The 23,899-nt window shown below is 44.7% G+C and carries 22 protein-coding genes; 14 read left to right on the forward strand and 8 right to left on the reverse strand.

Annotated elements, in window-relative coordinates; all coding sequences use genetic code 11:
- Positions 1-3: 3 nt before the first annotated feature.
- Complete coding sequence (locus tag NYE25_RS24685) at positions 4-2,649, forward strand: FtsX-like permease family protein (RefSeq protein ID WP_341147069.1); 2,646 nt, start codon at positions 4-6, stop codon at positions 2,647-2,649.
- A gap of 120 nt (positions 2,650-2,769) precedes the next feature.
- Here the strand turns inward: NYE25_RS24685 and NYE25_RS24690 are convergent, their stop codons facing one another.
- The 3 genes from NYE25_RS24690 to NYE25_RS24700 all read right to left on the reverse strand — a co-directional run bounded on the left by NYE25_RS24690 (position 2,770) and on the right by NYE25_RS24700 (position 4,893).
- Positions 2,770-3,228: a GNAT family N-acetyltransferase gene (locus NYE25_RS24690; RefSeq protein WP_341147070.1), complete on the reverse strand. Its 459-nt coding sequence runs from the start codon at positions 3,226-3,228 to the stop codon at positions 2,770-2,772.
- 20 nt (positions 3,229-3,248) lie between these two features.
- Positions 3,249-4,241 (reverse strand): DUF4003 family protein, encoded by a 993-nt coding sequence (locus tag NYE25_RS24695; RefSeq protein ID WP_042184901.1) that lies wholly within the window; start codon positions 4,239-4,241, stop codon positions 3,249-3,251.
- Between the two features lie 85 nt (positions 4,242-4,326).
- Complete coding sequence (locus tag NYE25_RS24700) at positions 4,327-4,893, reverse strand: TetR/AcrR family transcriptional regulator (RefSeq protein WP_341147780.1); 567 nt, start codon at positions 4,891-4,893, stop codon at positions 4,327-4,329.
- Positions 4,894-5,089: 196 nt separating this feature from the next.
- Here NYE25_RS24700 and lpdA point away from each other — a divergent pair, with 196 nt between their 5' ends.
- Genes lpdA through NYE25_RS24715 form a run of 3 tightly spaced genes read left to right on the forward strand, consistent with a single transcriptional unit; the run spans position 5,090 to position 8,257 of the window.
- Entirely contained in the window at positions 5,090-6,484 is a 1,395-nt protein-coding gene (gene lpdA, locus NYE25_RS24705; protein WP_341147071.1) for a dihydrolipoyl dehydrogenase, read from the forward strand.
- Positions 6,481-7,113 carry an HlyD family efflux transporter periplasmic adaptor subunit gene (locus tag NYE25_RS24710; protein WP_341147072.1) on the forward strand — a complete coding sequence of 211 codons (633 nt, stop codon included), beginning with the start codon at positions 6,481-6,483 and terminating at the stop codon, positions 7,111-7,113. Before lpdA ends, NYE25_RS24710 begins: the two co-directional genes overlap by 4 nt.
- Positions 7,097-8,257 carry an ABC transporter permease gene (locus NYE25_RS24715; protein ID WP_341147073.1) on the forward strand — a complete coding sequence of 387 codons (1,161 nt, stop codon included), beginning with the start codon at positions 7,097-7,099 and terminating at the stop codon, positions 8,255-8,257. Before NYE25_RS24710 ends, NYE25_RS24715 begins: the two co-directional genes overlap by 17 nt.
- A 1-nt stretch (position 8,258) precedes the next feature.
- Here NYE25_RS24715 and NYE25_RS24720 read toward each other — a convergent pair whose 3' ends face one another.
- Positions 8,259-8,882 (reverse strand): NAD(P)H-dependent oxidoreductase, encoded by a 624-nt coding sequence (locus tag NYE25_RS24720; RefSeq protein WP_341147074.1) that lies wholly within the window; start codon positions 8,880-8,882, stop codon positions 8,259-8,261.
- A 167-nt stretch (positions 8,883-9,049) separates the two neighbouring features.
- Here NYE25_RS24720 and NYE25_RS24725 point away from each other — a divergent pair, with 167 nt between their 5' ends.
- Positions 9,050-9,724: a MarR family transcriptional regulator gene (locus tag NYE25_RS24725; protein ID WP_341147075.1), complete on the forward strand. Its 675-nt coding sequence runs from the start codon at positions 9,050-9,052 to the stop codon at positions 9,722-9,724.
- 2 nt (positions 9,725-9,726) lie between these two features.
- Here NYE25_RS24725 and NYE25_RS24730 read toward each other — a convergent pair whose 3' ends face one another.
- The 3 genes from NYE25_RS24730 to NYE25_RS24740 all read right to left on the reverse strand — a co-directional run bounded on the left by NYE25_RS24730 (position 9,727) and on the right by NYE25_RS24740 (position 12,211).
- Positions 9,727-11,040: a purine/pyrimidine permease gene (locus NYE25_RS24730; RefSeq protein WP_341147076.1), complete on the reverse strand. Its 1,314-nt coding sequence runs from the start codon at positions 11,038-11,040 to the stop codon at positions 9,727-9,729.
- Between the two features lie 104 nt (positions 11,041-11,144).
- Entirely contained in the window at positions 11,145-11,588 is a 444-nt protein-coding gene (gene cynS, locus NYE25_RS24735; RefSeq protein WP_341147077.1) for a cyanase, read from the reverse strand.
- 38 nt (positions 11,589-11,626) lie between these two features.
- The gene (locus NYE25_RS24740; RefSeq protein ID WP_042124173.1) at positions 11,627-12,211 is read right to left on the reverse strand and encodes a beta-class carbonic anhydrase; all 585 of its coding nucleotides are present in this window, start codon (positions 12,209-12,211) and stop codon (positions 11,627-11,629) included.
- Positions 12,212-12,349: 138 nt separating this feature from the next.
- Between NYE25_RS24740 and NYE25_RS24745 the strand changes: the two genes are divergently transcribed.
- The gene (locus NYE25_RS24745) at positions 12,350-12,787 is read left to right on the forward strand and encodes an Lrp/AsnC family transcriptional regulator (protein ID WP_341147078.1); all 438 of its coding nucleotides are present in this window, start codon (positions 12,350-12,352) and stop codon (positions 12,785-12,787) included.
- Between the two features lie 46 nt (positions 12,788-12,833).
- Here NYE25_RS24745 and NYE25_RS24750 read toward each other — a convergent pair whose 3' ends face one another.
- Positions 12,834-13,772: a helix-turn-helix transcriptional regulator gene (locus NYE25_RS24750; RefSeq protein WP_341147079.1), complete on the reverse strand. Its 939-nt coding sequence runs from the start codon at positions 13,770-13,772 to the stop codon at positions 12,834-12,836.
- A gap of 96 nt (positions 13,773-13,868) precedes the next feature.
- Here NYE25_RS24750 and NYE25_RS24755 point away from each other — a divergent pair, with 96 nt between their 5' ends.
- The 8 genes from NYE25_RS24755 to NYE25_RS24790 all read left to right on the forward strand — a co-directional run bounded on the left by NYE25_RS24755 (position 13,869) and on the right by NYE25_RS24790 (position 23,881).
- Positions 13,869-14,318, forward strand: coding sequence for a VOC family protein (locus NYE25_RS24755; RefSeq protein ID WP_076286136.1), 450 nt, complete (start codon positions 13,869-13,871; stop codon positions 14,316-14,318).
- A gap of 190 nt (positions 14,319-14,508) precedes the next feature.
- Positions 14,509-15,090 (forward strand): TetR/AcrR family transcriptional regulator, encoded by a 582-nt coding sequence (locus NYE25_RS24760; RefSeq protein WP_042184917.1) that lies wholly within the window; start codon positions 14,509-14,511, stop codon positions 15,088-15,090.
- A 37-nt stretch (positions 15,091-15,127) separates the two neighbouring features.
- Complete coding sequence (locus NYE25_RS24765) at positions 15,128-16,438, forward strand: cytosine permease (protein WP_341147080.1); 1,311 nt, start codon at positions 15,128-15,130, stop codon at positions 16,436-16,438.
- A gap of 4 nt (positions 16,439-16,442) precedes the next feature.
- Positions 16,443-17,555, forward strand: a complete 1,113-nt coding sequence (locus NYE25_RS24770) for a DUF917 domain-containing protein (protein ID WP_341147081.1) — start codon at positions 16,443-16,445, stop codon at positions 17,553-17,555.
- Entirely contained in the window at positions 17,555-19,135 is a 1,581-nt protein-coding gene (locus tag NYE25_RS24775; RefSeq protein ID WP_339800461.1) for a hydantoinase/oxoprolinase family protein, read from the forward strand. Before NYE25_RS24770 ends, NYE25_RS24775 begins: the two co-directional genes overlap by 1 nt.
- 145 nt (positions 19,136-19,280) lie before the next feature.
- Complete coding sequence (locus tag NYE25_RS24780) at positions 19,281-20,126, forward strand: TolB family protein (protein ID WP_341147082.1); 846 nt, start codon at positions 19,281-19,283, stop codon at positions 20,124-20,126.
- Between the two features lie 61 nt (positions 20,127-20,187).
- The gene (locus tag NYE25_RS24785) at positions 20,188-21,885 is read left to right on the forward strand and encodes a hypothetical protein (RefSeq protein ID WP_341147083.1); all 1,698 of its coding nucleotides are present in this window, start codon (positions 20,188-20,190) and stop codon (positions 21,883-21,885) included.
- A gap of 289 nt (positions 21,886-22,174) precedes the next feature.
- The gene (locus NYE25_RS24790) at positions 22,175-23,881 is read left to right on the forward strand and encodes an amylo-alpha-1,6-glucosidase (protein WP_341147084.1); all 1,707 of its coding nucleotides are present in this window, start codon (positions 22,175-22,177) and stop codon (positions 23,879-23,881) included.
- Positions 23,882-23,899: the final 18 nt, after the last annotated feature.

The raw sequence follows: 23,899 nt of genomic DNA on the forward strand, positions 1-23,899 counted from the left end.
TCTATGAAAAAGCGTGCGTTATGGAAAGATATTTTTCGTGAAATTAGGCACACTAAGGCCCGATTTATTTCGATTTTTGCAATTATCATGCTGGGCGTTAGTTTCTTTTCTGGCATCAAGTCAGCCGGTCCAGATATGCTGGATACAGCCGGAACCTTTTATCAAGAGACTAGACTAATGGATCTGAAGGTGCAGACCAACTATGGTCTGACCGAAAATAACATCGAACTGCTGAGCGATGTACCGGGGATCGATGAAGTCCAGCCGGGTTACAGCGCAGATGTGTTCAGCGGCGATAATGCTTTGATACTCAAAGTCCATTCTTACAATTCAGATAAGCCTCTTAACCAGTACAGTATGATTGAAGGACGTCTTCCAGAGGATTCCGGAGAAATCGTATTGGATGACAAGCTGGCTGGAAAGTATGCGCTGGGCGACAAAATAACGTTCAGCGGAGCTGGAACGGATGCGGAGTTGTCGAACAACTTTGAAACTTTGAATTTTACTGTTGTGGGCTTTGTGCGAAGTCCTCAATTTATAGAGAAGAGTACCCGGGGTACCAGCGGAATTGGTAAAGGGACGGCGGATGCATTCGCAGCGATCCCAGAGTCAGATTTTAAGCTCCCGGTCTATACGGAAGCCTATCTATCCTTCAAGGATTCAACCGGAGTGAAGGCTTATTCACCAGAGTATGAGGGATTGATCGAACAGCATACCAAGTCTGTAGAGCAGGCGATGTCCAGTGTGCCGGAAGCTCGGCTTGCGGAGATGCGCGCGGAAGGTGAGAAAGAGCTGTCCAGTGGACGAGGCAAGGTGGCCGCCGCCGAGAAGCAGCTCGCCGATTTAAAGCGCCAGCCAGAAGTGGTGCAGCAGGGACAAGCTGCAAACATGAAAGCCATTGCTGATGGGCTGGTCTCTGCCAAGGCGGAACTGGCTGCAGGGGAGCAAAAGCTTGCAGAACTAGGGCTCCCGAAGGTCTATGTCACTGACCGCAGTGCCAATCCGGGATATGCCGAATATAAAGACAACGCTGATCGATTATCGGCAATTGCGAGTGCTTTCCCGGTATTCTTTTTCCTGATTGCTGCGCTGGTCAGCTTGACGACTATGACTCGAATGGTCGAGGAGCATCGTTTGCAGATCGGGACACTTAAAGCGCTTGGGTATGGCAACCGTGACATTATGGCCAAATTCTTGGTTTATGGTACACTTGCCAGCTTGACGGCTTCGGTTGCGGGACTTGCGCTCGGTTTTACCATGTTTCCAACCATTATCTATAATGCGTACAGTTCGCTTTATAATCTGCCGGAGCTTATCAAAAGCTTCTATCCGTCGTATTCCATCATTTCCATTATAGTGGCGCTTATCTGCACTACATTGACGGCTTGGATTGCCGCACGTGTAGAGCTGCGTAGCAATGCTTCTGTGTTAATGCGTCCGAAGGCGCCAAAGAGCGGGCAGCGGATTCTACTGGAGAGAGTTACGTTTGTATGGAAACGGCTGAGCTTTGTTCAGAAAGTTACCGCACGGAATTTATTCCGCTACAAGCAGCGGATGTTCATGACTGTGTTCGGCGTGGCCGGCTGTACGGCGCTGATTCTGACCGGGTTTGGTCTTAAAGACTCGATCGGCAGCATTGCCCCTCAGCAGTTCGGCACGATTATGAAATATGATGCACTTGTAGCGCTGCATGAAGATGCGTCTGCTGATGCGCGGGATGCCTACGAGCAATTGATCACTGGCGAGTCCACTATAACTGGATCACTAAGTGTGGCACAGGAAACGATGAAAGCGCACAGCAGTGGTGTAAATGATCAGGATGTGCATATGTTCATCCCTGCATCTGTTGATGCGATATCCGATTATGTGGAGCTGCGGGATCGAGTGAGTGGAGAAAAACGCACGCTTTCGGACGAGGGCGCTATAATCTCGGAGAAGCTGGCTAAATTATACGGGCTTGAGCCCGGCGACCAGTTGAATGTGGTGGACAAGGATAACGAGACATTCAAGATTAAGGTCATAGGGATTACAGAGAACTATGTAATGCACTATGTTTATATGACACCTGCGTATTATTCTTCCGTATTTGGACAAGAACCGGTGTTCAACACAGAGCTGCTGAACTATACCACGCACGATAAAGCATGGGAGGACAAGTTCGGCGAGAAGCTAACGGACAATGAGGGAGTGGCCGCGGTCAGCTTTTCCAGCAACGTAGGTACTGCCTTTGATGACACCATGAAGAGTATGGATGTTGTAACCTTGGTACTCATTGTATCGGCTGCTGCTTTGGCTTTTGTCGTCCTCTACAATTTGACCAATATTAATGTCTCTGAACGGATCAGGGAACTATCAACCATCAAGGTATTGGGATTTTATGATAAGGAAGTAACGTTGTATATTTACCGTGAGAATATGCTGCTAAGCCTACTTGGCATTGTAGCCGGATCGGGTCTTGGCATTATATTGCACAGCTTCGTCTTGAATACAGCTGAGCTGGATGCGACGATGTTCGCGCCGATTATTAAGTGGCCAAGCTATGTGTATGCCGCACTCCTAACACTGCTGTTCTCAGGGATAGTCATGGCTTTCATGCACATTAAGCTCAAACGGATTCATATGATTGAGGCGTTGAAGTCGGTAGAATAAGCGGAGCTTCCACACCAAAAACAAAAGTTGATCCTACTTAAACACAAAGGACCGCTTCGAACAGCCATTGTTATGGCTACTCGAAGCGGTCTCTTTTGCTTTGAGAGGCGATGGAATCTTTTAACGTGAGCCGATCGATAACTTCATATGCAGGATAGGAAAAGGACTCCCCTGTTCATCCAGTGCAGAACGCTCAAAAACTTGAAAACCCATACGTTCATAGAAACCTAAGGCCTGCGGATTTTGTTCATTTACATCAACGTAGCGTACGTTCAGTGTCTGTATAGCATAAGCAACGAGTGATTTTCCAATTCCTTTTCCCATTGCAGCAGGTTCTACGAATAGCATTTCAATCTTGTTATCCTGAATCCCTATGAATCCAAGCGATTGGTCATGGTCATCTATAAAAGCAAGCAGATGACTTATATGCTCCATCCCTTGTATAACCAGTGGCCGCAACGTATCAATGTCCTGTTCAGACAGGAATAGATGGGTATACCGCACAGATAACTCCCAAATATTCAGTAGACGGTATAAACATTCTTCATTTCTAGCGGTGATTGGTTGTATCGAGTCCATGTCTTCCCTCACATTTCCACTTAATTCGAAGAAGATGAAGCTGCAGCCGCAGCCGACGCAGCCGCAGCCCCAGCAAGAGCAGCCTGCTGTGCGATCACAATATTAGTGATGCTGGTGGAAAGCATCGAGGTTACAATGCCGCTTTGCACATCCTCTACATATTTGAAGGCTACCAGCGCAGCTGACAGCAGTAGCAATTCCTGCTTTACAATGGACCAGCTGCCAAAGCCTTTTTTGGTACGCAGTAATTCGAAGGTCTCTGAGACTTCAGTAACCATGTCCTTATTGTTGGAGGAGAGCAAAGTTAGCACGCCCAGCGAAGAAAGGGTATATTCCTTATCTAACCGGATGCCATGTGCACGGAACGCATCTCGTAATGCCAGTACACGATCCGCTGCTTCTGAAGCTTCTTTTCCAAGAACCAGTACCTGTGTCAGAGCTTGCACACTGTTCCCCGACATAAATTCAGGCTTTAGTGTAGTGTAAAGCTGCTCCATCCGGTCGATGCCGCTGTCCACGTCGATATCGGAAAGGCCGAGCATGGCAGAGAAGATATAATCATCATGTCCGGTAAGGAAACGGTGCTTCGCTTTCATACTATCGTAAAACATCTTTGCGCGTTCTACCGTACGCTGATACTGATCTGTTGTCGTATTAGCGGCGATTTGATAAGCGGCAACGACGAGATAATCAGAGGCTCTAAATTTGACGTCCTTCAATAAGTCATACACGGTCAGTGTGTTTGCAAGCTGTTGTTCCTTGTCAGCAGAAAGAGAGAGCATAGTAGCAATACTGATTGCCGAGTTCCCCCTAAACGAAGAAAACATTCCGGTATTTTCTTTAATAAGCTCGTGGCTCGCACGAATCGCATCCTCATCTGCCCTTTTATTCTCTGCTGTGTACAGTAACCCCGCCAAACGGCTAACCATTGCATTATGCCAAGGAAAAGCCTTTTTGATCCTCTGCGCGTTCTCTGCGAACAATTCAACCCTTGCAGCATACTGCTCGTTCATTGGATACACCCCTCAGTTATCTATAATTCATAATATTACGAAAATTTTCTGAGTTGGATTCATTTGTTTGGGGTGTTTATTGTTTTTAGATCATAACCAGCTCTTTAGCATACCGTTTGCCTGACGAAAGAAGGCTGTCGCTCAGTTCAGGGTCATTTACAGTCCTTGCAAGAACTAGAGAGCCAACCATGGTGCTGAACAGTGCGCTACCTTTGGAGGGCTCAATTCCCGCCAGATCGGAGATAAAAGCAATCATCCGCTCTAGTTCCTGGGTGAATACTTGTCGAACTTCTTCGGAAGAATGAGATATTTCGGCAGAAAGGGCAGGGATAATACAGCCCATCTCCGTTTTGTCGCGGTGATACGGACTTAAATAATAGTCAATGACCGCATTGATTTTGGGGTTCTGCTCTTCCTGGTCCGCGACCTTCTGCAAAAGTGCGATGGTATCGCTGATGGCATACCGGCAGGCTTCGGCGACGAGTTGTTCTTTGTTGTCAAAATGTGAATAAAACCCGCCGTGAGTCAATCCGGCTCCCTTCATAATGAATGGAACACTTACATCATGAATGCCATGGGTGCGAAAAGCCTGGGCAGCACTTTCAACAATCGTATTCCGTACTTTTATTTTATGGCCTTTGGGATAGGGCATCATAATCACTCCATAGCTTCATAATTCTACTTTTAAAATATTATATGCATCATAATAAAGCCTGTCAATTTAACGATTCTGAGCACTGTCTGCTTATGAAAGGATAAACACGGTTGTTGACGGTTTTAAAATATGATGGTAATAATATATTACGATCATCATATTTTAAAATAGCAGGTACAGGAGGTATCAGGAGATGGGGAAACTTGAGTTCGTAGAAACGTTGGTCATTGGATCAGGTCCGGGTGGGTATGTGGCGGCGCTGCGATCTTCACAACTTGGAATGAGAACGGCGATTGTTGAACGTAATCAGCTAGGTGGGGTCTGCACTAATGTTGGGTGTATTCCCTCCAAAGCATTAATTGCTGAATCCCATCGTTACGAGTTGCTTAGACCGTTCAGCTCTGCGGATGCGGCAGTGTCATTTAAGAATGCTCAGGATTTCAAGCAAGGAATTGTGAATAAGCAGGCAGGTGGAGTTGGCTATTTATTAAAGACTGCAGGTGTGAGCATTTTGGAAGGGGAGGCCAGATTGGTCGATGAGCATACCGCTATTATCAGTCAGTCCGGACAAGAGCAAAGCATTTCTTTTAAAAATGCCATCTTAGCCACAGGATCACGTCCGATTGAGCTGCAAGCCTTTCCAGTTGGCGGACGTGTTTTGTCTTCGACAGAAGCTCTGTCGCTCCGTGAAGTTCCAACTAGCCTAGTAGTTATTGGCGGTGGATATATAGGCGTTGAGCTGGGGCAAATGTATGCCAAATTTGGAACAACGGTAACGATTCTGGAGGGAGGAGATCAAGTGCTGCCTGGATTTGAGGCGGAGTTTGTGAGCCCTGTTGGAAGGCAGTTGAAAGCTGATGGGATTAAGATGATTACCGGAGCGACAGCTGTGAACGTAGTGCAGAGTGCAGACGCCATTACACTGCATTATTTGAAAAATCAGGAGCAGCTGCATGTGACAGCGGAATATGTGTTAGTCACTGTCGGCAGAAAACCAAATACAGATGGCAATTTAGGGCTGGACCGTATAGGTTTGCCAGTGACGAGCAGGGGGTTCCTTGAGACAGATGAACAGTGCAGAACGGCTATTCCGAATATTTTTGCAATTGGGGATATTACGTCGGGTCCTGCCCTTGCTCACAAGGCGTCCTATGAAGCCAAAATTGCGGCAGAAGCCATTGCAGGTCTTTCCTCCGAGGTTGATTATAGAGCCATTCCGCTTGTTGTTTTTTCTGATCCAGAGCTGGCCAGTGTTGGCTTAAGTGAAACAGAAGCAAAGGCAAAAGGCATCCCGCTGGTTATTGGCAAATCTTCTTTTGGGATTAACGGGAGAGCATTGGCCTTGAGGGAAACGGAAGGGTTCGTCAAAATTGTAGCGGACCCGACCTCGGGAATCGTTATGGGTGCCCAAATTGTTGGAGTAGAAGCATCTACACTGGTGTCGGAGCTTGCCCTTGCCATTGAGATGGGAGCAACTGTAGAGGATTTGGCGATGACCATTCACCCTCATCCCACATTGGGAGAAGTGATTATGGAAGCTGCCGAAAATACGGCTAAAAAAATGGTAAGGGGAGAGAGTGGGAAATGAAGATAAAAGCAGGTTTATATATTGGAATTGCGATTGCGTTAATCGTTGGAGGTTCGCTACTTGCTATAAAAGGAAAGGATGCTGTCAGTCAAGCTGAGAGCAGGAAACAAGGGATTCTTGATGCAGAGCAAAAGACTATATTTTATCAGAACAGTCCAGGGTCAATTGTAGAGGTCAGTGTGGCTGTAGGTGATTCTATAAAACAGGGAGAGGTATTGTTCAAGGTTAAATCCACTGAAGAAGGAGAAACAGATGTACTCGCGCCGGAGGACGGATCGGTCAACAGGATTGTTGTAAAGCCGGGAGATCAAATACAGCTAGGAATGCCAATGGCGGTTTTGCAAAAAAACAACTTTTATACAGACCTTTACATACAGGAGAGCGAAATCCAAAAGCTAAAGGTGAATCAAAGTATCGACGTTCATTTTCCGTATTTGGACCATAAAGCCGAGGTGACGGGTGTGGTTACTTCCATCGCAGCCGCCCCTCAATTTGCGAGCTTACGCATGTCACGTGAAAAAGGGCAAGCCGATTTAAGCATGTTTCTTGTCCGTATAGCTATGGATGCGAATGCTGATTTGCTTCCGGGGATGACAGCGGAGGTGAAGCTCGATGAAATCACTGATTGACGAGTGGAAGTACGTGGCGGGCAGTAAGTATTTACGCCTGATTTTTATTGGTCCGCTTATCGCGGCTATATTTTTTGGCTTGATGTTCTCGAAGAATCAAATCAGCGAATCGCATGTTGTAGTCATTGATGAGGATCACAGCTCGTATTCACGACAGCTGATCTCTAAAATAAATGCTTCTCCATATATGAAGGTAACTAATGTGTATGCCAGCCCCTTAGATCCAGAAACATTATTGGCAAATGAGCAGGCTGTCGCGGTCATCACCCTTCCCAAAGCGTTAGGGCTGCATCAGCAGCAGGGGATATCAACGAATCTCGGCATCTTAATGGATAACACCATGCCATCAGGTCTAACCGGCATCCGAACTGCGATTCAGGAAGTCATCCAGACGGAAAATATGACTCTTTCTATGACCCGTCTCCTCCAAAAGGGGATGGATGCCGAAACCTCTAAAGGACTTGCTTCTCCGTTGTCCCTGCAGCAGCGGATGTTGTTTAATCCGACCACAAGTTATGTGAGCTTTATGGTCATTGGATTTGTGAATATTGTGGTGCTGATGATTACAACAAGCGCAGCAGGTTCAATTGCCCCTCGCTTACGGCAGGAGGGGAAACTTTTTGCAATCGGGAAGTCTCCTTGGCAGATTTGGGTTCGCAGTGTACCTTACGCTGTTTTATCAACGATCTCGCTGCTCCTGTGTTATGGCTTGTTAAAGCAGGTGGGGGGAATGCGCTTTGAAGCAGAGCCCTATCTTTTTATTATTCCGCTGTTTGTGTATGCCTCTGCTCTGTCACTTATGGGCCTGTTGATTGGTTATACTGCCAAAGACGTATCCAAAGTAAATTTACGAACTAATTTCGTATTGTATCCGTCGTTTCTTGCCACTGGAATCCAATTGAGCCCATTAGCGTTTCCGGAGTTTTTTCAAATTTCCGCTTGGGCATTGCCGATGAACTGGCTTAATCGTCTTATACGCGGGATGGCTTTTCGGGATGTGGCGTTAACAGCCTACAGTCAGGAGCTGGGAGCACTGCTGATCATTATTGGTGTTGTATCCTTATTCATCGGATTGCTGGTGCTCAGGGAGGCGAACAAACCTGAGGTTCAGCTCTCGAAATCAGTCCCGGCTTCAGTAATCTAATCTACTCTAGTCGTGCAAAACGTTGTTCTGTTTTATTAAGATGCTTCACCCGTTCTTCTAAGCTGCGATCTGACATCCCGGCATAATTATACCAACGGAGGTTCTTCCGTATTCCCATTTTGCGGAAGGTCCCTCTGAACAGAATTTTGGTGATGGGGTTGCCAAAAATCCAGCGATAAAAGAAGTCGGGCGTGTTCATTACGGTCAGCAGTGACACTCCTTTAAGATTCGTGAGCAAGCATTTGAAGGGCCGTCCAGGTTTAATTTCCTCGTAGACAATACCTTTTGCGAATACCTTATCAAGAAAGCCTTTGGTAAGAGCGGGCATGGCCTCCCACCAAATGGGGAATAGGAAGACGATATGATCTGCTGCCATAAGCCGTTGCTGATAATTGGCGACTAGGGGGTCGGTGGTTTTCTTTTGTCGCCAAGCAGCAAGTTCTTCGCGCGACATGACTGGATTAAATCCATCGGCATGCAGATCGATAAGATCAATCGTATGACCTTTGGTGGTAAGACCTCGCATTACGGAGGCTAATAAGGCTGCGGAATAGCTTCGCTGATGGGGGATATTCTCGGACGCTGATGCTCCATATGGATGATCAAAAATAATTAAGACATTCATATAATACCTTCTCTTCGTTTTATTGTTTCCTAGAAATAAAATATTAACTATGGAAACAATAATACGTTTTAAGTTTCCTTGTTGTCAATATTATTTCTAGGAAACTTTATTTATGAGCTGTGTCTTGTTAAAATGAGCATAAGATGAATTTACGAGGAGACTTAACAGTGACGCATTCTTTCGAGAACTTACCTAATAAGGATATTATGATAAAAAAATTGATAGATATGATTCCCCAATTACAAAAGCGATTTCAATCGGAGGATGATGAAGAGAAGGCGTGGTTGATTCAGAACTGTAGTAATCCCCTTATCATTGATTTCCTCCAAGACTCCACAGTCATGATGCTGCATGTAATCGATGCAATTGGACAGCTTGAGCCGGTGAATGGCACTACCATTTCGAAGCATTTCGGAATTCCGAAAGGTAGCGTGTCCAAAATCACTAGAAAATTAGTTCTGCAGCAAATTATTCGCACGGAGTTTCTCCCCGATAATAAAAAAGAAGTGCTGTTTCTTACAACACCTCTTGGAAAAGAAATATTCGATTTGCATCAAGCACTACATAAGGAGATGAATAAAGGGATAAATCGGTTTCTACAGAGATATAACACAGATGAATTGTTATTTCTGATCCAAGCGTTCGAGGATACTTTAGAAGCATCATGGGTTCATCCGGAATCGGTTGCTGAAGAAGAACCATTAAATGCTGGAGAATCTCTTGAGGCAATGGAAATCGATGAAATGAGTCAAATCGTAGACATGCTTAACCAACTTGATACACGCAATCTTAAGAAAGCTAAGGCCATTCTTCAAGATGTGTTTTTTACCACTTTTGAGTAGCTTTATAATTTCTGATAGTGGCTTATTTTCTTTTCACCTTTCCAAATTTGCTCTAAAAGCATGGCCAGTATAGTGCCGAAAAGCAGACCATTACTGCAAATATATCGAAGTGTGGAAGGAAGACTCTGAAATACCGCTGGAGGCAAAAACATAAGTCCAATGCTTACCAACAACGTTATTCCTAGTATCGTTAATCGGCGATGATCAAGCTGTTCCTGTAGCAAGGATTGGAATGCAATCCCTACGATTTGTACAAAAGTAGCTAGAAGTGCTGCACTGGCTACCGGAGCTGGAAGTAACGCTAGCACATTGACAACGGATGGTATAAGCGCGATAACGGTTAGTAACATACAGGCCATAAGAAATGGCCCAATTCGCTTTTGCCCTGTTAATTTCATAAAGCCCGCCGAGGCTGGCAATGGAACAACTCCTATCGTTGAGAATAGGGAGGCTAGTATATGAGAGATCCCTCCCGTCCAAATCCCTCGACTTAATGCTGTTTTTTCATCTTTCGGTAAAACCGGAACTACATGTTTTACAGCGGAAATAGAAGAAATTGTATTGGATACTAACAAAAACGTAAACAACAGTGAGGTAATCACGATCCCTAGATCGAATTGAGGTACTCCCCAAGCAAAAATATGAGGGAACTTCAAGACGGAAGTTGAATCTGTAAATGTTGGCCCCACTTTCCCGAATGCTGCAAATAATGCCGAACCCAAGCCGATTCCAATCAGTACGGCGTAACTACTAATCCATCCTCTCCCTTTAATAGAGAGAAAAATAACAAGTCCAAAAATAAAAAAGGATATGAGTGCTGCCATAACATCTGGTTCGGCGCTTGTTCCCTGTAACCCAAGCATGCCCTTGACTAATACACCGCTTAATTGCAAGGCGAGAATGAATAAAAATGAACCCGAAACTAAGGGTGTAAATAAAAATTGAAGCCTATAAACTAGCCCTGTAGTTCCTAATACGAAGAGAACAAGCCCGGCTACGATTAATCCTCCTTCTAGAATTTGTAATGCATACATTTGATCTTGCCCTTGAATTAAGGCTAAGTTGCCTAATATGACAAAGATACTTACCCATGATCCCGCAGGACCATCTGCAATAGGGTATTTATGTCCTAACCATCCCTGAATAAATGAACTGATTCCTACAACGAAAAATGTCCGCTGCATTAAGGTTGAAATTTGTTCAAACGACAATTGAAAAATACCTCCAATGACAATGGGCAGAGCCACTGCATTGGCTAGCAAAAAAATGAACCATTGTACAGTGCTGAGACTATCGGTAACACGTTTGTTCTCCATATCAACTCACCTTTACTATTGTTAACTATACAATCTATACGGAAAATGAAAGCCACCTTTCGATGTGAAATCGTTAAAAGGTGGCTGGCTCGCTTCTTAATCTATTACCATTTGCGATATGGCAAAAACTTTCCGTTCATCGTCAGAATGATGCGGTCACCGTTTGGATCTTCTTGCTTTTGTACGTCGAATTGGAAATCGATCGCGCTCATGATACCTTCGCCAAGCTTCTCCAAAACAAGTTCTCTAATCGTTGGACCGTATACAAGCAGCATTTCGTATAGGCGATACAGTCCTGGATCTGTAGGCGGCATATCGATGACATCGCCACGGTGTGGGATTTGTGTGAGTGCTTGAACAACTTGTTCGTCGAGTTCAAGCAATTTCCCCATTTTATCTGCTTCATTACGCATCATTGTCGCTTGGCCCAACAGTGCAGTTACAACCCAGCTTTCTGAATGCTCGCTTTCCTTTGCGATTTCGCCCCAAGTTAATCCTTTTGCAAATTTAGCGTCCAATATCTGTTGTGTCGCTTCTTTTCTATTCATTTTCATTGCTCCCTTTAGTTTAGTATAATGAGTATCGCTTAGTGCTTGTCGTGGCCTGTTATTTGTTCATATCCATTTACAATCAGATCGAGTTTACCAGTGTCTGGTGCAATCACCAGACCATGAACAGCTACCTCTTTCGGAATGAGCGGATGATTACGCACCAGATCTATGTTTCCTTTAATCGAATCTACGACATTCGTAAAGCCGAACAACCATTTATGAAGATCGATACCTGCATATTCAAGTGAAGAAAGAATTTCTGGTGTCGCGACTCCGCGGTCCATTATTTTTTGAAGTGTTCCTTCAGGGTTACTTTGACTCATGCCACAATTGTGGTGACCGATGATATAAATTTCTTCCGCATTCAGTTCGTAGACAGCCGTTACGATACTGCGCATGATGCTTCCAAATGCATGGGTAATCGTTCCACCTGCTGTTTTGATGACTTTGGCATCCCCATTGTGTATATTTAGGGCTTTAGGCAGCAGTTCAATCAGTCGCGCATCCATGCACGTTACGACAATCATGCGTTTTTTAGGGAATTTCGTTCCCTCATAAGGTAGATACTCCTTGTCTTCTACGAACTGATCGTTATACTCCAAAATTTCTTGTAATAGCATTCTTGGGCCTCCTTTGAAGTGTTTTAGTTATCACTGTTTCAATGGCTACTAACTAGTGAATCAGGATATAACTAAGTATAGATATTCATGCTTAAATGCTGAATAAGTTGGCGAAACGCTATATATCCATTTGCTTTCATGACGAAAGGATTGATTTTTATTTTTGATCATATCGATTTTGCGATACTAGCATTACTAAAAGAAAACTCCAGAATTCAGTGGAAGGACATCGGCCAAAAGATACACATGACCGGCCAAGCGGTCGGAAATCGCATTAGGCGTTTAGAAGATTTAGGGGTTATCGAACAATATACGATCGTTACTAATAAAGCAAAGCTAGGTCTTTCTATCACGGCCTTTATTACATTTTTTGTGGAATCAACCAATCATCCTTTATTCCATAAGTTCGTGATGGAGGAGGAAGCTATTTCCGAAGTACATCGAATTAGCGGAGAAGGATGTTATGTGTTAACTGGACATTTTGCTACGAATGAGGAGCTTGAGGCATTTCTGGCACAACTTTTGAAGCATGGCAATTATCGAGTGAGTCTATCCATTGGAAAAATAAAATCATAATTCATACAAAAAAGAGGGGCGTAGGCCCCTCTTTTCTTTTTCCAATTTATAATTTCTGATAATGATTTAAGAGATTGTCAACTTTATCCTGAATCATTTGTTTCAAGGCATCAGGCTTCACCGCTCTAACATACTGACCATAACGCATGAAATAATTAGCTAGAAATTCTTCTTCGCCTGGATTATAGAATCCCTTAATGACGGTTATCGGTCCAGCTTCTATTTCCATAGAGGGATAATGCTCTTTATAAAAAATATCTTTGGCTTGCTCCGCAATCTCAACTTCAAAGTGAATACTGTTCTCGGATTGATAAAATTCTAAGGAACGACTAAGAAGTTCTTCTATAGAATAACGAGCTTTGCTTTCCTCTTCTTCAATGAAGGTTATTCGATCACATCTAAACACCCTATATGTATTCGTATTTAACTCTATTCCGGTAGCATACCATTGACCAAACTTCGCGGAAATTCTGAAGAATTGTACAGGGTAGCTTTTTGTCTGGTTATTTTTTGTGTATTCAATGGTACAGGCACATTCATTTAGAATACTTGCCAGGATTTTATCTAAAAAACGACTGACATGCTTATGCTGATACATTTCGAATTGTAGAACTTTTTTCATTTTATGAATCTGGTTGATTTGTGTACTCGATAGACAGTGCTCGAACTTTTCGTTTAGCTTATTAACACTTAAATGAAAAGGTGTAGATTGATAAGATTCTAGCGTCAGCATAGCAAAGTACAGTGCATAGACTTCATCTATCGTGAAAATAATAGGAGATAACAATCTATTTTTCAAAATACCATAACGTCCGTGTCTGCCATGTTCTGAATAAATAGGCATACCTAATTGTTCTAATGAAGTAACATCACGTAGCGCTGTGCTTTTTGAAATATTGTATTTCTCCATAAGGTCACTTAGATTAAAAAACTCTCGCCCGTTTAAGTATCTCATCATGTCATTTAAGCGTTCTGATTTCTTCATATAAAAAACTCCTTATTAAGGTGTCATGTTTTGATACCTTTATATATGATAATAAGTTTAAGATCACATATCAAATATACGAAGGAGATTTACACTATGAGTACAACATTAGAAGTAGCTATTTTCTTATCGATGAAGGGAAGAGCCAAGGAAGCTATAGAATTTTACAAAAAACATTTTAACGCAGAGGAATTGTTACGTGTCACCTATCAACAACTAGCAGAACGTGACAGCTCCATACAGCTTACGGATGAAAATAAGGATTATATTACTCACTCTGTCCTGTTAATCGGAAAAACAAAAATAATGATAGCAGAAGATACAATGAATACGAATGAGAAATATACAGTGGGTAATAACACTTCATTATGTATTCAAAGTGCTGACCTAGAGGAAATTGAACACTTCTATAAAAGCTTAATCACGGATGAGCGCGTAAAAATTATTGCTCCTTTATCTAGTAATGTGTTTAGTAAAGCCTACGGTATCATTGAAGATCCCTTTGGTATTCAAATTCAACTCATGTTTGATGAAAGATTACATTAACAACTTTGCTTCTAAAGTAAACCCAGTTCACCGTTTAGCTGATCATAATTCAGGGACTATCCTGATGTTGGTCGGCTTTTTTGTATGTATTGATGGCTATTTTTTATGAAAAACATTGAATTATTATGCATAAAGATGTATAGTGTTTTTTAATTAACGTTAATTAAGTAAGTAAGGGGTGTGGAATGTCTTGACCAAAAACAAGTTGAAAGAAGTAGCGATGCGACTATTCGGAGAGAAGGGTTACGAGGGTACGGCTCTCTCTGAAATTACGAAGGAAGTTGGCGTGAAGACTCCGGCGATCTATGCCTTTTTTGAGAATAAAGAGGATTTGTTTATGACGGTCTTTCGTGAGGCTATGCAGTCCTATAACACTTATATTCAAGAGCTGTCGGAAGAACAGAAAGTACTGAGTGCCCAGGAAAGTCTACGAGGCATATTGTCTAGACAGTATGAGTTCTATCAGAAGAGTCCTGAAGCAAGCAAAATTGTGCTGAGGTATGTGGTCTTCCCACCGGCATTCTTAAAGGAAACGATTGAGGAAGCATTCCTAGAGTCCGACGCGATGCTGACGAAGATCATTGAACAATTCATCTCAAAAGGGATGGAAGAGGGCGTAATTCGCGATCAATCCGTGCAGCTTCTCACAGATGCTTTTCTCAACTTGATGGATGGATTAAGCATGCAGTATTTCTATTACACTTCTAAAGGAATTTATGAGCGTAAGCTAAACCATGCGTTTGAAATGTATTGGAAGGGTGCGTCCTCATAGCGCTACAGAAGAAGATAACAACAAGGGGATGGGGAGAATGGCAGAAGTAAGTGAAGTAAAGGGGAACGAGCTTAGCTCGGGGGATTTTGAGAGAGAGCCGGTTCCAGCGCATTTGCGTAAAAAATGGCTATCTATGTCGCTCGTCTGGATCGCCATCGGGATTGACCTATCAGCGATGTTCTTGGGTGCTCAGCTTGGCAATGGAATGAATCTGACGGATTCCCTCACAGCAACAATAATCGGTTCGTTAATCCTAGGGGTGATCGGAGCGTTATGTGCGTATGTAGGAGCGAAAACAGGGTTATCGACATCGATGATCTCTCGGTTTCTATTCGGAAATGTGGGTGCACGTGTCGTAGCAGTTATCCTCGGTATTTTCTCACTCGGTTGGTTTGGGGTGCAGGTCGGGTTCTTCGCTTCGAATATGCAGACTGCTTTTAGTCAATTATGGGATATTCATCTGTCCTTAGGGCTGCTTTCATTCATAGGTGGGCTTCTAATGATGTCGACAGCTATTTGGGGATATCAATCTATTGAACGACTAAGCACCTGGTCCGTACCATTGCTTATTTTGTTTATCGGAGTGGCTATTTATTCCGCGTTCCACACCAAAGGAGCTTCAGCCGTGTGGGAACCGATTAGCGGAGCAGCGATCCCGATGGGGACAGCGATCTCGCTTGTTATTGGTATCTTTATTGTCGGCACGGTGCTTTCACCGGATATCGCTCGTTGGGCGCGCACACCTAAGCATGCTATAACCGCGGCCTTTATCGGCTTCTTTGTGGGTAACAGCTTCATGACGATTGTAGCTATTTTCCTATCTCGAATTATGGACACAGATGATCTGACGAATATTTTCATTGCGCTAGGACTTGGGCTTCCAGCCATTATCGTCTTAACCCTTGCCCAATGGACGACAAACACGAACAATTTATATTCTGCTTCGCTAGGGTTCTCTGTCGTGTTCCAAAAGGTTCCGAAAAAGCTAATTACTATTGTGGCAGGTATCTTTGCTACGTTGCTTGCCGTACTTGGCATCTATGATAAGTTTTTATCTTTCCTAAATATTATTACGGTGTTTGTCTCTCCAATCGGGGGGATCTACACGTCCGAATTTTTGCTTGTAGATCGAAAAAAATTCACTTTTGAAGGTTTGGATCGCAACAAAAACTGGGTGATTCGCTCCTTAGCGGTATGGGTTGCAGCTACGTTGTTCGCTTTTATGACAACCGCAGCGCCAGATGGATTTGGATGGTTCCAAATCACGAGCGTTCCGGCATTAGATGCGTTTATGTTCGCCTTTATTGTGCAGTGGATTATCGGCAAAATCATGACAAAGAAGGGATAACAACATGACAAATCACAAACTAACAGAATTAAATGAACAAGCGGTGCAATACATTGCTGTTGGTGCAGCCGTTCTTGGAACAGGCGGGGGCGGTGACCCGCATATTGGTAAATTGATGGCGATGGAAGCCATTCGCAAATATGGTCCTGTTCGTTTAGTAAGTCCTGAGGATCTGGAGGACGATGCATTGGTTGTTCCTATATCCATGATTGGCGCACCTACGGTTATGAATGAGAAGATTCCTTCGATTCAGCAAATGATCAAGCCTTTAGATATGATTGAGAAAGAGCTTGGACGCAAGGTGAGCGCCATTATGCCGATTGAGGTCGGTGGTGGTAACTCTCTGGTTCCCGTAATTACGGCTGCGGAACGCAATATTCCTATCGTAGATGCGGATGCCATGGGACGGGCTTTTCCAGAATCGCAAATGGTGACGTTCTACTTGGACGGTATTGACTGCAGTCCGATTACGATGGCAGATGAACGCGGCAACGGTGTGCTTATGCATGCGATCGACGGTGTTTGGGAAGAGCGGATGGCGCGTGCAGTTACGATTCAAATGGGCGGATCAGCTTCGATTTGTGATTATCCGGTAACTGGAGCGCAGGTAAAGCAAAGTGCAATCCCACATACCTTGACGCTTGCGTATGAAATCGGAAAAACATTGTTCGAGTCCAAGGAATTGAAGCAGAATCCAATTGAAATGCTGCTGAAGCAGCTGAATGGATATGCGTTGTTCCAGGGGAAGGCAGTAGACATTCGCCGTCGTACAGAAGGCGGATTTACACGCGGTGAAGCGATCTTCGAAGGTACAGATGCTAAAAAGGGACGTACGATGACTTTGTTCTTCCAGAATGAGTTCCTTCTTGCCACAGAAGATGGACATTCAATTGCTATTACTCCTGACCTGATCTCTGTGCTTGACCAGGATACCGGTATGCCAATCACGACTGAGAATTTGAAATACGGTGCCCGGGTGAGTGTGGTTGGTTTCCCTTGTGATCCGAAATGGCGTTCACCAAAGGGCCTCGAGACGGTAGGTCCACAATATTTTGGCTATGATGCACCTTATGTTCCAATTGAACAATTGGCAGCAGAGAAAGGGGGAGCAGAGTAATGTCTCATACGAATGTAAACAACATGGAAGAAATATACCGCATTGGGATTGATGTCGGCGGGACAAATACAGATGCAGCCTTGCTCGACTCCAAGCTAAACACCATTCATACGATAAAAGTGCATACCACACGTGATGTGAATGAAGGTATTACTGAATCCATCCGTCGTTTGTTAGCAGAGAGTAGTGTGAATCCGGCGCAGATTCGTTATGCAATGCTCGGAACTACGCACTGTACGAATGCTATTGTGGAGCGCAAGCACTTGGGGAAAGTCGGCTTGATTCGAATCGGGGCACCGGCAACAACTGCGGTTCCTCCACTTGCGGATTGGGACGATACACTTAAGGCAACGGTTTGCCCACATGCTTATGTTGTTCATGGTGGATATGAATATGATGGGCGCACGATTGTTGAAATGGATGAAGAAGAGATTCTAGACTGCTTTTTGAAAATGAAGGGTGAAGTCGAAGCGGTTGCGATCTGTGGTGTGTTCTCCCCCGTGAATACCTCGCAGGAGAAACGTGTCGAAGAACTTGCGAAGCAAGTACTTGGCGCAGATATGCCTGTGACGTTGTCTCATGAGATTGGAAGTATTGGATTGCTCGAGCGTGAGAACGCGTCGTTGCTGAACGGCGCATTACTTAACGTTATTGCTGGAGTCGTAAAGGGCTTCGAAGAGGCGCTTCACACTTATGGAATTGACGCGAGCCTATACATCTGTCAGAACGATGGAACACTGATGTACAGTGAATATGCGCTTCGTTACCCGATTCTGACGATTGCTTGCGGTCCGACGAATTCCATTCGGGGTGCGGCACACTTGTCAGGTCTGAATGATGCACTTGTTGTTGATATTGGTGGCACCACGACAGATATCGGCGTCTTGATGCAAGGCTTCCCGCGTCAATCCTCCGCTGCGGTTGAGATTGGCGGGATTCGCACGAACTTCCGCATGCCGGATATCTTATCGATCGGGATCGGCGGCGGTACAATCGTTCGCTTAGATGAAACGCAGGATCAGGTAACAGTGGGTCCGGATAGCGTGGGGTACGAGCTATTGAAGCGCGGCCTCATCTTTGGTGGTGATACGCTCACCGCAACTGATGTGGCGGTGAAGCTTAATCGATACGAGTGGAAAGATGCGCAGACTGAGGCACTTGATGAATCGATCTGCAAAAGAGCAGATGAGATCATTACGCGGGATATCGAGGAAGCGATTGATCGGATGAAGACAAGCTCAGATCCTGTTGACGTCATTTTGGTCGGTGGCGGAAGTATTCTTGTGGCAGACAAGCTTGAAGGTGTATCACGGATTGTAAGACCGGATCACTATGATGCTGCGAATGCGATTGGCGCTGCGTTAGGTGAGGTGAGCGGGGAGACAGAGCGCATTTATTCCCTGGACGAAATGTCTTATGATGAAGCTAAGGAAGATGCCCGCAGCCATGCAATAGAGCAAGCTGTTCTAGCCGGTGCAGATCGCAATACCGTTCAGATCGTATTGTCTGAGGATATTCCGATTGCATACTTGCCGGGCAATGCCTTGCTGGTAAAAGTAAAAGCGGCTGGACGTTTATAAGATGATTATGGATCTGCCTTGAGGAGTGAACTCTCTTCGAGGCAGATCTTTTTGTCTTTATAATTGCATTACCAAGAAAGAAAGGGGATTTAGAATAGCTGTCGAAGTGGGTTATGTACATATTTTAACGATGGGAGAGAGGACAATGAAAGTGATTAGCACATTAGAAATCGTAGATGTACAGACTGGAGAACGTACTGCGCTCCGCTCATTTGATTATTTAATCGAGGCACCCAATTGGACTAGCGATGGTAAGCGTCTTATTTATAATAGTCGAGGTTGTCTCTATTCGTTCGACATCGCAACCTGTGAGCTTGTTCAAATTGACTCGGGGTTTGCTGCGGAATGTAATAACGATCATGTTCTGTCTTTTGACAACAGTAAGATCGCAATTAGTCACCATACGAAAGAAGATGGTAAATCTCGTATATATATTCTTCCCATGGAGGGTGGCGAACCGGTTCTAGTTACACCGAATGCTCCAAGCTATTTACATGGTTGGTCTCCAAACGGTGCTGAGTTAGCTTACTGTGCAGAGCGCAATGGTCAGTATGATATTTATACCATTCCAGTAGACGGGGGAGTAGAGGTACAACTGACGGATTCGCCTGGGCTGGATGATGGGCCTGAATATTCACCAGATGGGGGACATATATGGTTCAACTCGGTGCGTACAGGGCTGATGCAGATATGGCGAATGAATGCCGATGGCAGTGAGCAAACACAGATGACTTTTGATGAGAGTAATAACTGGTTCCCGCATGTATCGCCAGATGGTCAGACGATAGCCTACCTGAGTTACCGCAAAGGAGATGTAGATCCTGGCGATCACCCTGCGAATAAGGATGTTGAGATTCGATTGATGGCAAGCACGGGAGGAGATTATCGCACACTATTACAATTGTTTGGAGGACAAGGTACGATTAACGTGAATTCGTGGTCTCCGGATAGTAAGCGCTTGGCGTTTGTAAGTTATGTGGTGGAGGAATAGGAATAAAATACCGATAAAAATTATAGTATTTTTATTTATATATAAATGGGGGAAAAGTTGGATGAAGAGGATTTTTAGTATTTTGCTAATTGTATTACTGGTTATACCAGCGCTCGGCACTACAACCTTTGCGAGCAGTACGGTGAAGGCTAAGGTAACCGAGAGCAGTACATATTTTGACGGAGAACAAAGGGACCTGAACGGATTCAATATCTCGAACAACAATTATTTCCGGCTGCGCGATGTAGCGGAGTATTTCTCGGGAACAGCCAGTCAATTTGATATCACTTGGAATAAAGCAAACAATGCGATAGAGATCATAACCGGGCAAGCCTATACTCCCGAAAAGAAAGCTAGCAGCAACTACTATAGTCGCAATAGAAATTATTCAGCTACGCTGTCGACCTCTAAAGTGCTAGTGAACGGACAGCTACAGTCGATTACGGCGTACAATATTGACGAGAATAACTATGTTCAGTTGCGAGATTTGGCGGGGAAAATTCCATTCGATATCGAATATGACGTTCAGTCTGATCGAATATCCTTGTTCTCAAAAGTTCCAGATCATGCTTACCGGGTAAAGACGGCGGTGAAAACCGAAAGTAACGCTGTATCTTCTTATTTTCCCAGATGGAAAAGTACGGCCACTTCCTATCTCGTGAATAATAATGACGGGACTGTAAGTGTCCTTGAGGCGAATAAGGAAGTTACGATTGAATCATATAATGAGAAGTTTGAACTAACTGGAAATAAGAGTATCCCTTTTGAGCTTCCGATATTTGGTGGTTTCTATAGTGGGGAGAAGTATAACTATATTGCTTTTGGACAAGAGAATCGCGAAGAGAATGATAGCAAAGAAGTGATTCGTATTGTCCGTTATGATAAAAGCTTCAATAGAGTAGATAGTGTCTCCGTTAAGGGTGGCGAGAGTTATACGGTTAGCCCTTTTGATTCTGGCTCTGGTAGTATGGCCGAGACTGGTGATACGCTTGTATTCCACACTTCACGTACAAGGTACACGACAGAAGATAAACTAAATCATCAATCCCAGCTGACCATTATCGTGAATACCCAAACAATGACCGTGACGAATGATCTGGGAAGATTCCAGAAGAATCATGTCAGCCACTCTTTTGATCAATATGTATTGTTTGATGGTGCTACGCATGTTCTAGTGGATCATGGTGATGCCTATCCTCGTTCGATTGTGCTGAATAAAGGAAATGGAACCAGCTATAACGAGGTAGACCTGTTTAATATTCCCGGCAAAATCGGAGCGAACACCACAGGCGTTTCTATAGGCGGATTTGAGATGTCTTCGGCGAACTATATTGTCGCTATGAATACGATTGACCATTCGCTTGTCAAAGAATATACGTCTTATGAGATGGTGGGACTAGAGAAGGATCAGAGAGATATCGTTCTTAGTGTTCTGCCAAAAGCCAACCTGTCTAGCACAGCAGTGAACCACATCACCTTGGCTAAATATGTTGGTACGAACCTGATCGCGTCCATCCCTAAACTAGTAAAAATCACAGACGACAAAATGATGGTGCTGTGGCAGGAGTTTGATAAAGAGAATCATCCGGGTGACCTGAAATATGTTCTTATAGATGGAGCGGGTGCAACCACTGGCGGTATCCAAACGATTAAGAACTTTGTACTATCAGAAAGCAGCCCTATTGTTAGCGGCGACAAAATTGTATGGTATACCAACAACAAAGGATCTAGACTATTTTATTCGATCCCATTAAATTAAATTAAATTAAATTACCAGCAGAAGGTTATCCCGTTAATGCCTACATGAGGTATTACGGATAACCTTTTTTTCTACCAAACTCATATGCCGTTTCCCTATCGACATGCTCGTTTACAAAGACGTGCTAACATTTGTCCCCCTGATCATCTAACAAAAAGACACCCGTGTACGCCTCAGACTTCTCACTCCAACAATATGACTCCCCATCGCTAACACCTGTCTGTTTCGTAATTCTGACGCCTTGGATAAACTGAAAGCGCATACTTCCTTTGGAAAGGAGTCCAACGATATGAACTTTAATCTTAACACGGTACCCTTCAGCCGAAGAGGCACCTTTCTGGCTATTTCTGAACTACCTGAATCGGATGTCAGGGCGGAGGGGCTTTACTTACGGACCGTGCGTGGTGGGGATGATAAATTTGGTGAAGCTTTTCAAATTGAACTGCTGGACGAGAGTAATCAGTATATTCCGTACGAGGCTAAGGCAGAGCCTGCACTGCTTCGTTTGAATACGGATACCGACAATATCTATGCGGAGATCTGTATCACAGATGGCCGTACGGTCCGTTTCAAGAGCAGAGGATGTGGCATTCGCCTCACCTTTCGTACCTCAGCCTATGATTATGCTTATGAACACAGCGCAGGCAGCTTTGAAGTAAACAGCTTCACCCATGAATGCCGGTTCATGCTCACCCGGTTAACCGGGGCTCTCCGGATGGAGGTACCTTGGGACAAAATTAAAAGTTCCCGCATTGTGGCGGAGTTCACCCCCGAAGCGGGTAAGGAAATTGCCGAGTTCGCGGTGGAAGAATTCCGCACGGTATGGGAACGGCGTGATGCCTGGACACCATGGGAGGAAGCGGTACTAGCGGTGCAACAGGAATATGACCAGTGGCTGGGTGCCAGCTTGACCGTTCCCGAACGCTGGCAAGACGGCCGTGAACTGGCGGCTTATATTACCTGGTCCTGTCTGGTTCCCGCGGAAGGATGTTTGACCCGGCCAGCAATGTATATGTCGAAGAACTGGATGACGAATATTTGGAGCTGGGATCACTGCTTCAATGCGATGGCTCTGGTCAGACATCACCCGGAGCTGGCCTGGGACCAGTTTATGATTTTCTTCGACCGCCAGGATGAGAGTGGCCTGATTCCGGACTTTATCAACGACAAGTACGAGCTTTGGAACTGCAACAAACCGCCTATTCATGGCTGGACGCTGGCCTGGATGATGCAGCGGACGGATTATATTAAGGAATCCCATCTTCGTGAAGTGTATGGGCCCTTGAGCAAGTGGACGAACTGGTGGTTCCATTACCGGGATAACGACAAGGACGGTATACCACAGTACAATCATGGAAACGATTCGGGTTGGGACAACAGTACTGCCTTTAATAACGGGATTCCGGTGGAGAGTCCGGATCTGGCAGCATTTTTAATCTTGCAGATTGAACTGCTTGCCGAAATTGCTGGGCTTCTGGGGCTTACCGACGAAAGCACCGCATGGAGACGATTAGGCGAGGAGACCCTGGAGAAAATGCTACGTCATTTCTGGAAGGATGGGAGGTTCACCGCTTGCCGTTCTGGAACTCACGAAGCATCCGACGGCGACAGCCTGCTGCTCTTCGTGCCCATTCTGCTTGGCAAGCGGCTGCCGGAGCAAATCCTGCGCGCACTGCTGGATGGCCTGCGGGATGAGAGCCGCTTCTTGACGCCGAACGGCTGGGCTACAGAGAGTGTGAAGAGCCCTTACTACACGCCGGATGGCTATTGGCGGGGCCCGATTTGGGCGCCATCAACCATGTTGCTCGTGGAAGGTGTGGCCGCGGCAGGGGATGTTGAACTGGCAAGCGAGGTAGCCCGCCGATTCTGCAATATGCTGAACAAGAGTGGCATGGCCGAGAACTTCGATGCCCTGACGGGTCAAGGCCTTCGCGACAGGGCATTTACTTGGACCTCAAGTGTCTTTTTAATCCTAGGGCACGAGTATACAACTTAAAAACATACGGGCACTTCC

This window comes from Paenibacillus sp. FSL E2-8871, assembly GCF_038000345.1.
Classification (GTDB): Bacteria; Bacillota; Bacilli; order Paenibacillales; family Paenibacillaceae; genus Paenibacillus_AQ.

Excerpts from the sequence above, each read along its gene's own strand:
- NYE25_RS24740 (WP_042124173.1), bottom strand. The coding sequence starts at position 12,211 with ATGCTATTACAAGAAATTTTGGAGTATAACGATCAGTTCGTAGAAGAC.
- cynS (WP_341147077.1), bottom strand. The coding sequence starts at position 11,588 with ATGAATAGAAAAGAAGCGACACAACAGATATTGGACGCTAAATTTGCA.
- NYE25_RS24790 (WP_341147084.1), top strand. The coding sequence starts at position 22,175 with ATGAACTTTAATCTTAACACGGTACCCTTCAGCCGAAGAGGCACCTTT.
- NYE25_RS24780 (WP_341147082.1), top strand. The coding sequence starts at position 19,281 with ATGAAAGTGATTAGCACATTAGAAATCGTAGATGTACAGACTGGAGAA.
- NYE25_RS24775 (WP_339800461.1), top strand. The coding sequence starts at position 17,555 with ATGTCTCATACGAATGTAAACAACATGGAAGAAATATACCGCATTGGG.
- NYE25_RS24730 (WP_341147076.1), bottom strand. The coding sequence starts at position 11,040 with ATGGAGAACAAACGTGTTACCGATAGTCTCAGCACTGTACAATGGTTC.
- NYE25_RS24685 (WP_341147069.1), top strand. The coding sequence starts at position 4 with ATGAAAAAGCGTGCGTTATGGAAAGATATTTTTCGTGAAATTAGGCAC.
- NYE25_RS24745 (WP_341147078.1), top strand. The coding sequence starts at position 12,350 with ATGACGAAAGGATTGATTTTTATTTTTGATCATATCGATTTTGCGATA.
- NYE25_RS24695 (WP_042184901.1), bottom strand. The coding sequence starts at position 4,241 with ATGAACGAGCAGTATGCTGCAAGGGTTGAATTGTTCGCAGAGAACGCG.
- NYE25_RS24715 (WP_341147073.1), top strand. The coding sequence starts at position 7,097 with ATGAAATCACTGATTGACGAGTGGAAGTACGTGGCGGGCAGTAAGTAT.
- NYE25_RS24765 (WP_341147080.1), top strand. The coding sequence starts at position 15,128 with ATGGCAGAAGTAAGTGAAGTAAAGGGGAACGAGCTTAGCTCGGGGGAT.
- lpdA (WP_341147071.1), top strand. The coding sequence starts at position 5,090 with ATGGGGAAACTTGAGTTCGTAGAAACGTTGGTCATTGGATCAGGTCCG.
- NYE25_RS24690 (WP_341147070.1), bottom strand. The coding sequence starts at position 3,228 with ATGGACTCGATACAACCAATCACCGCTAGAAATGAAGAATGTTTATAC.
- NYE25_RS24750 (WP_341147079.1), bottom strand. The coding sequence starts at position 13,772 with ATGAAGAAATCAGAACGCTTAAATGACATGATGAGATACTTAAACGGG.
- NYE25_RS24770 (WP_341147081.1), top strand. The coding sequence starts at position 16,443 with ATGACAAATCACAAACTAACAGAATTAAATGAACAAGCGGTGCAATAC.
- NYE25_RS24755 (WP_076286136.1), top strand. The coding sequence starts at position 13,869 with ATGAGTACAACATTAGAAGTAGCTATTTTCTTATCGATGAAGGGAAGA.
- NYE25_RS24710 (WP_341147072.1), top strand. The coding sequence starts at position 6,481 with ATGAAGATAAAAGCAGGTTTATATATTGGAATTGCGATTGCGTTAATC.
- NYE25_RS24720 (WP_341147074.1), bottom strand. The coding sequence starts at position 8,882 with ATGAATGTCTTAATTATTTTTGATCATCCATATGGAGCATCAGCGTCC.
- NYE25_RS24785 (WP_341147083.1), top strand. The coding sequence starts at position 20,188 with ATGAAGAGGATTTTTAGTATTTTGCTAATTGTATTACTGGTTATACCA.
- NYE25_RS24700 (WP_341147780.1), bottom strand. The coding sequence starts at position 4,893 with ATGCCCTATCCCAAAGGCCATAAAATAAAAGTACGGAATACGATTGTT.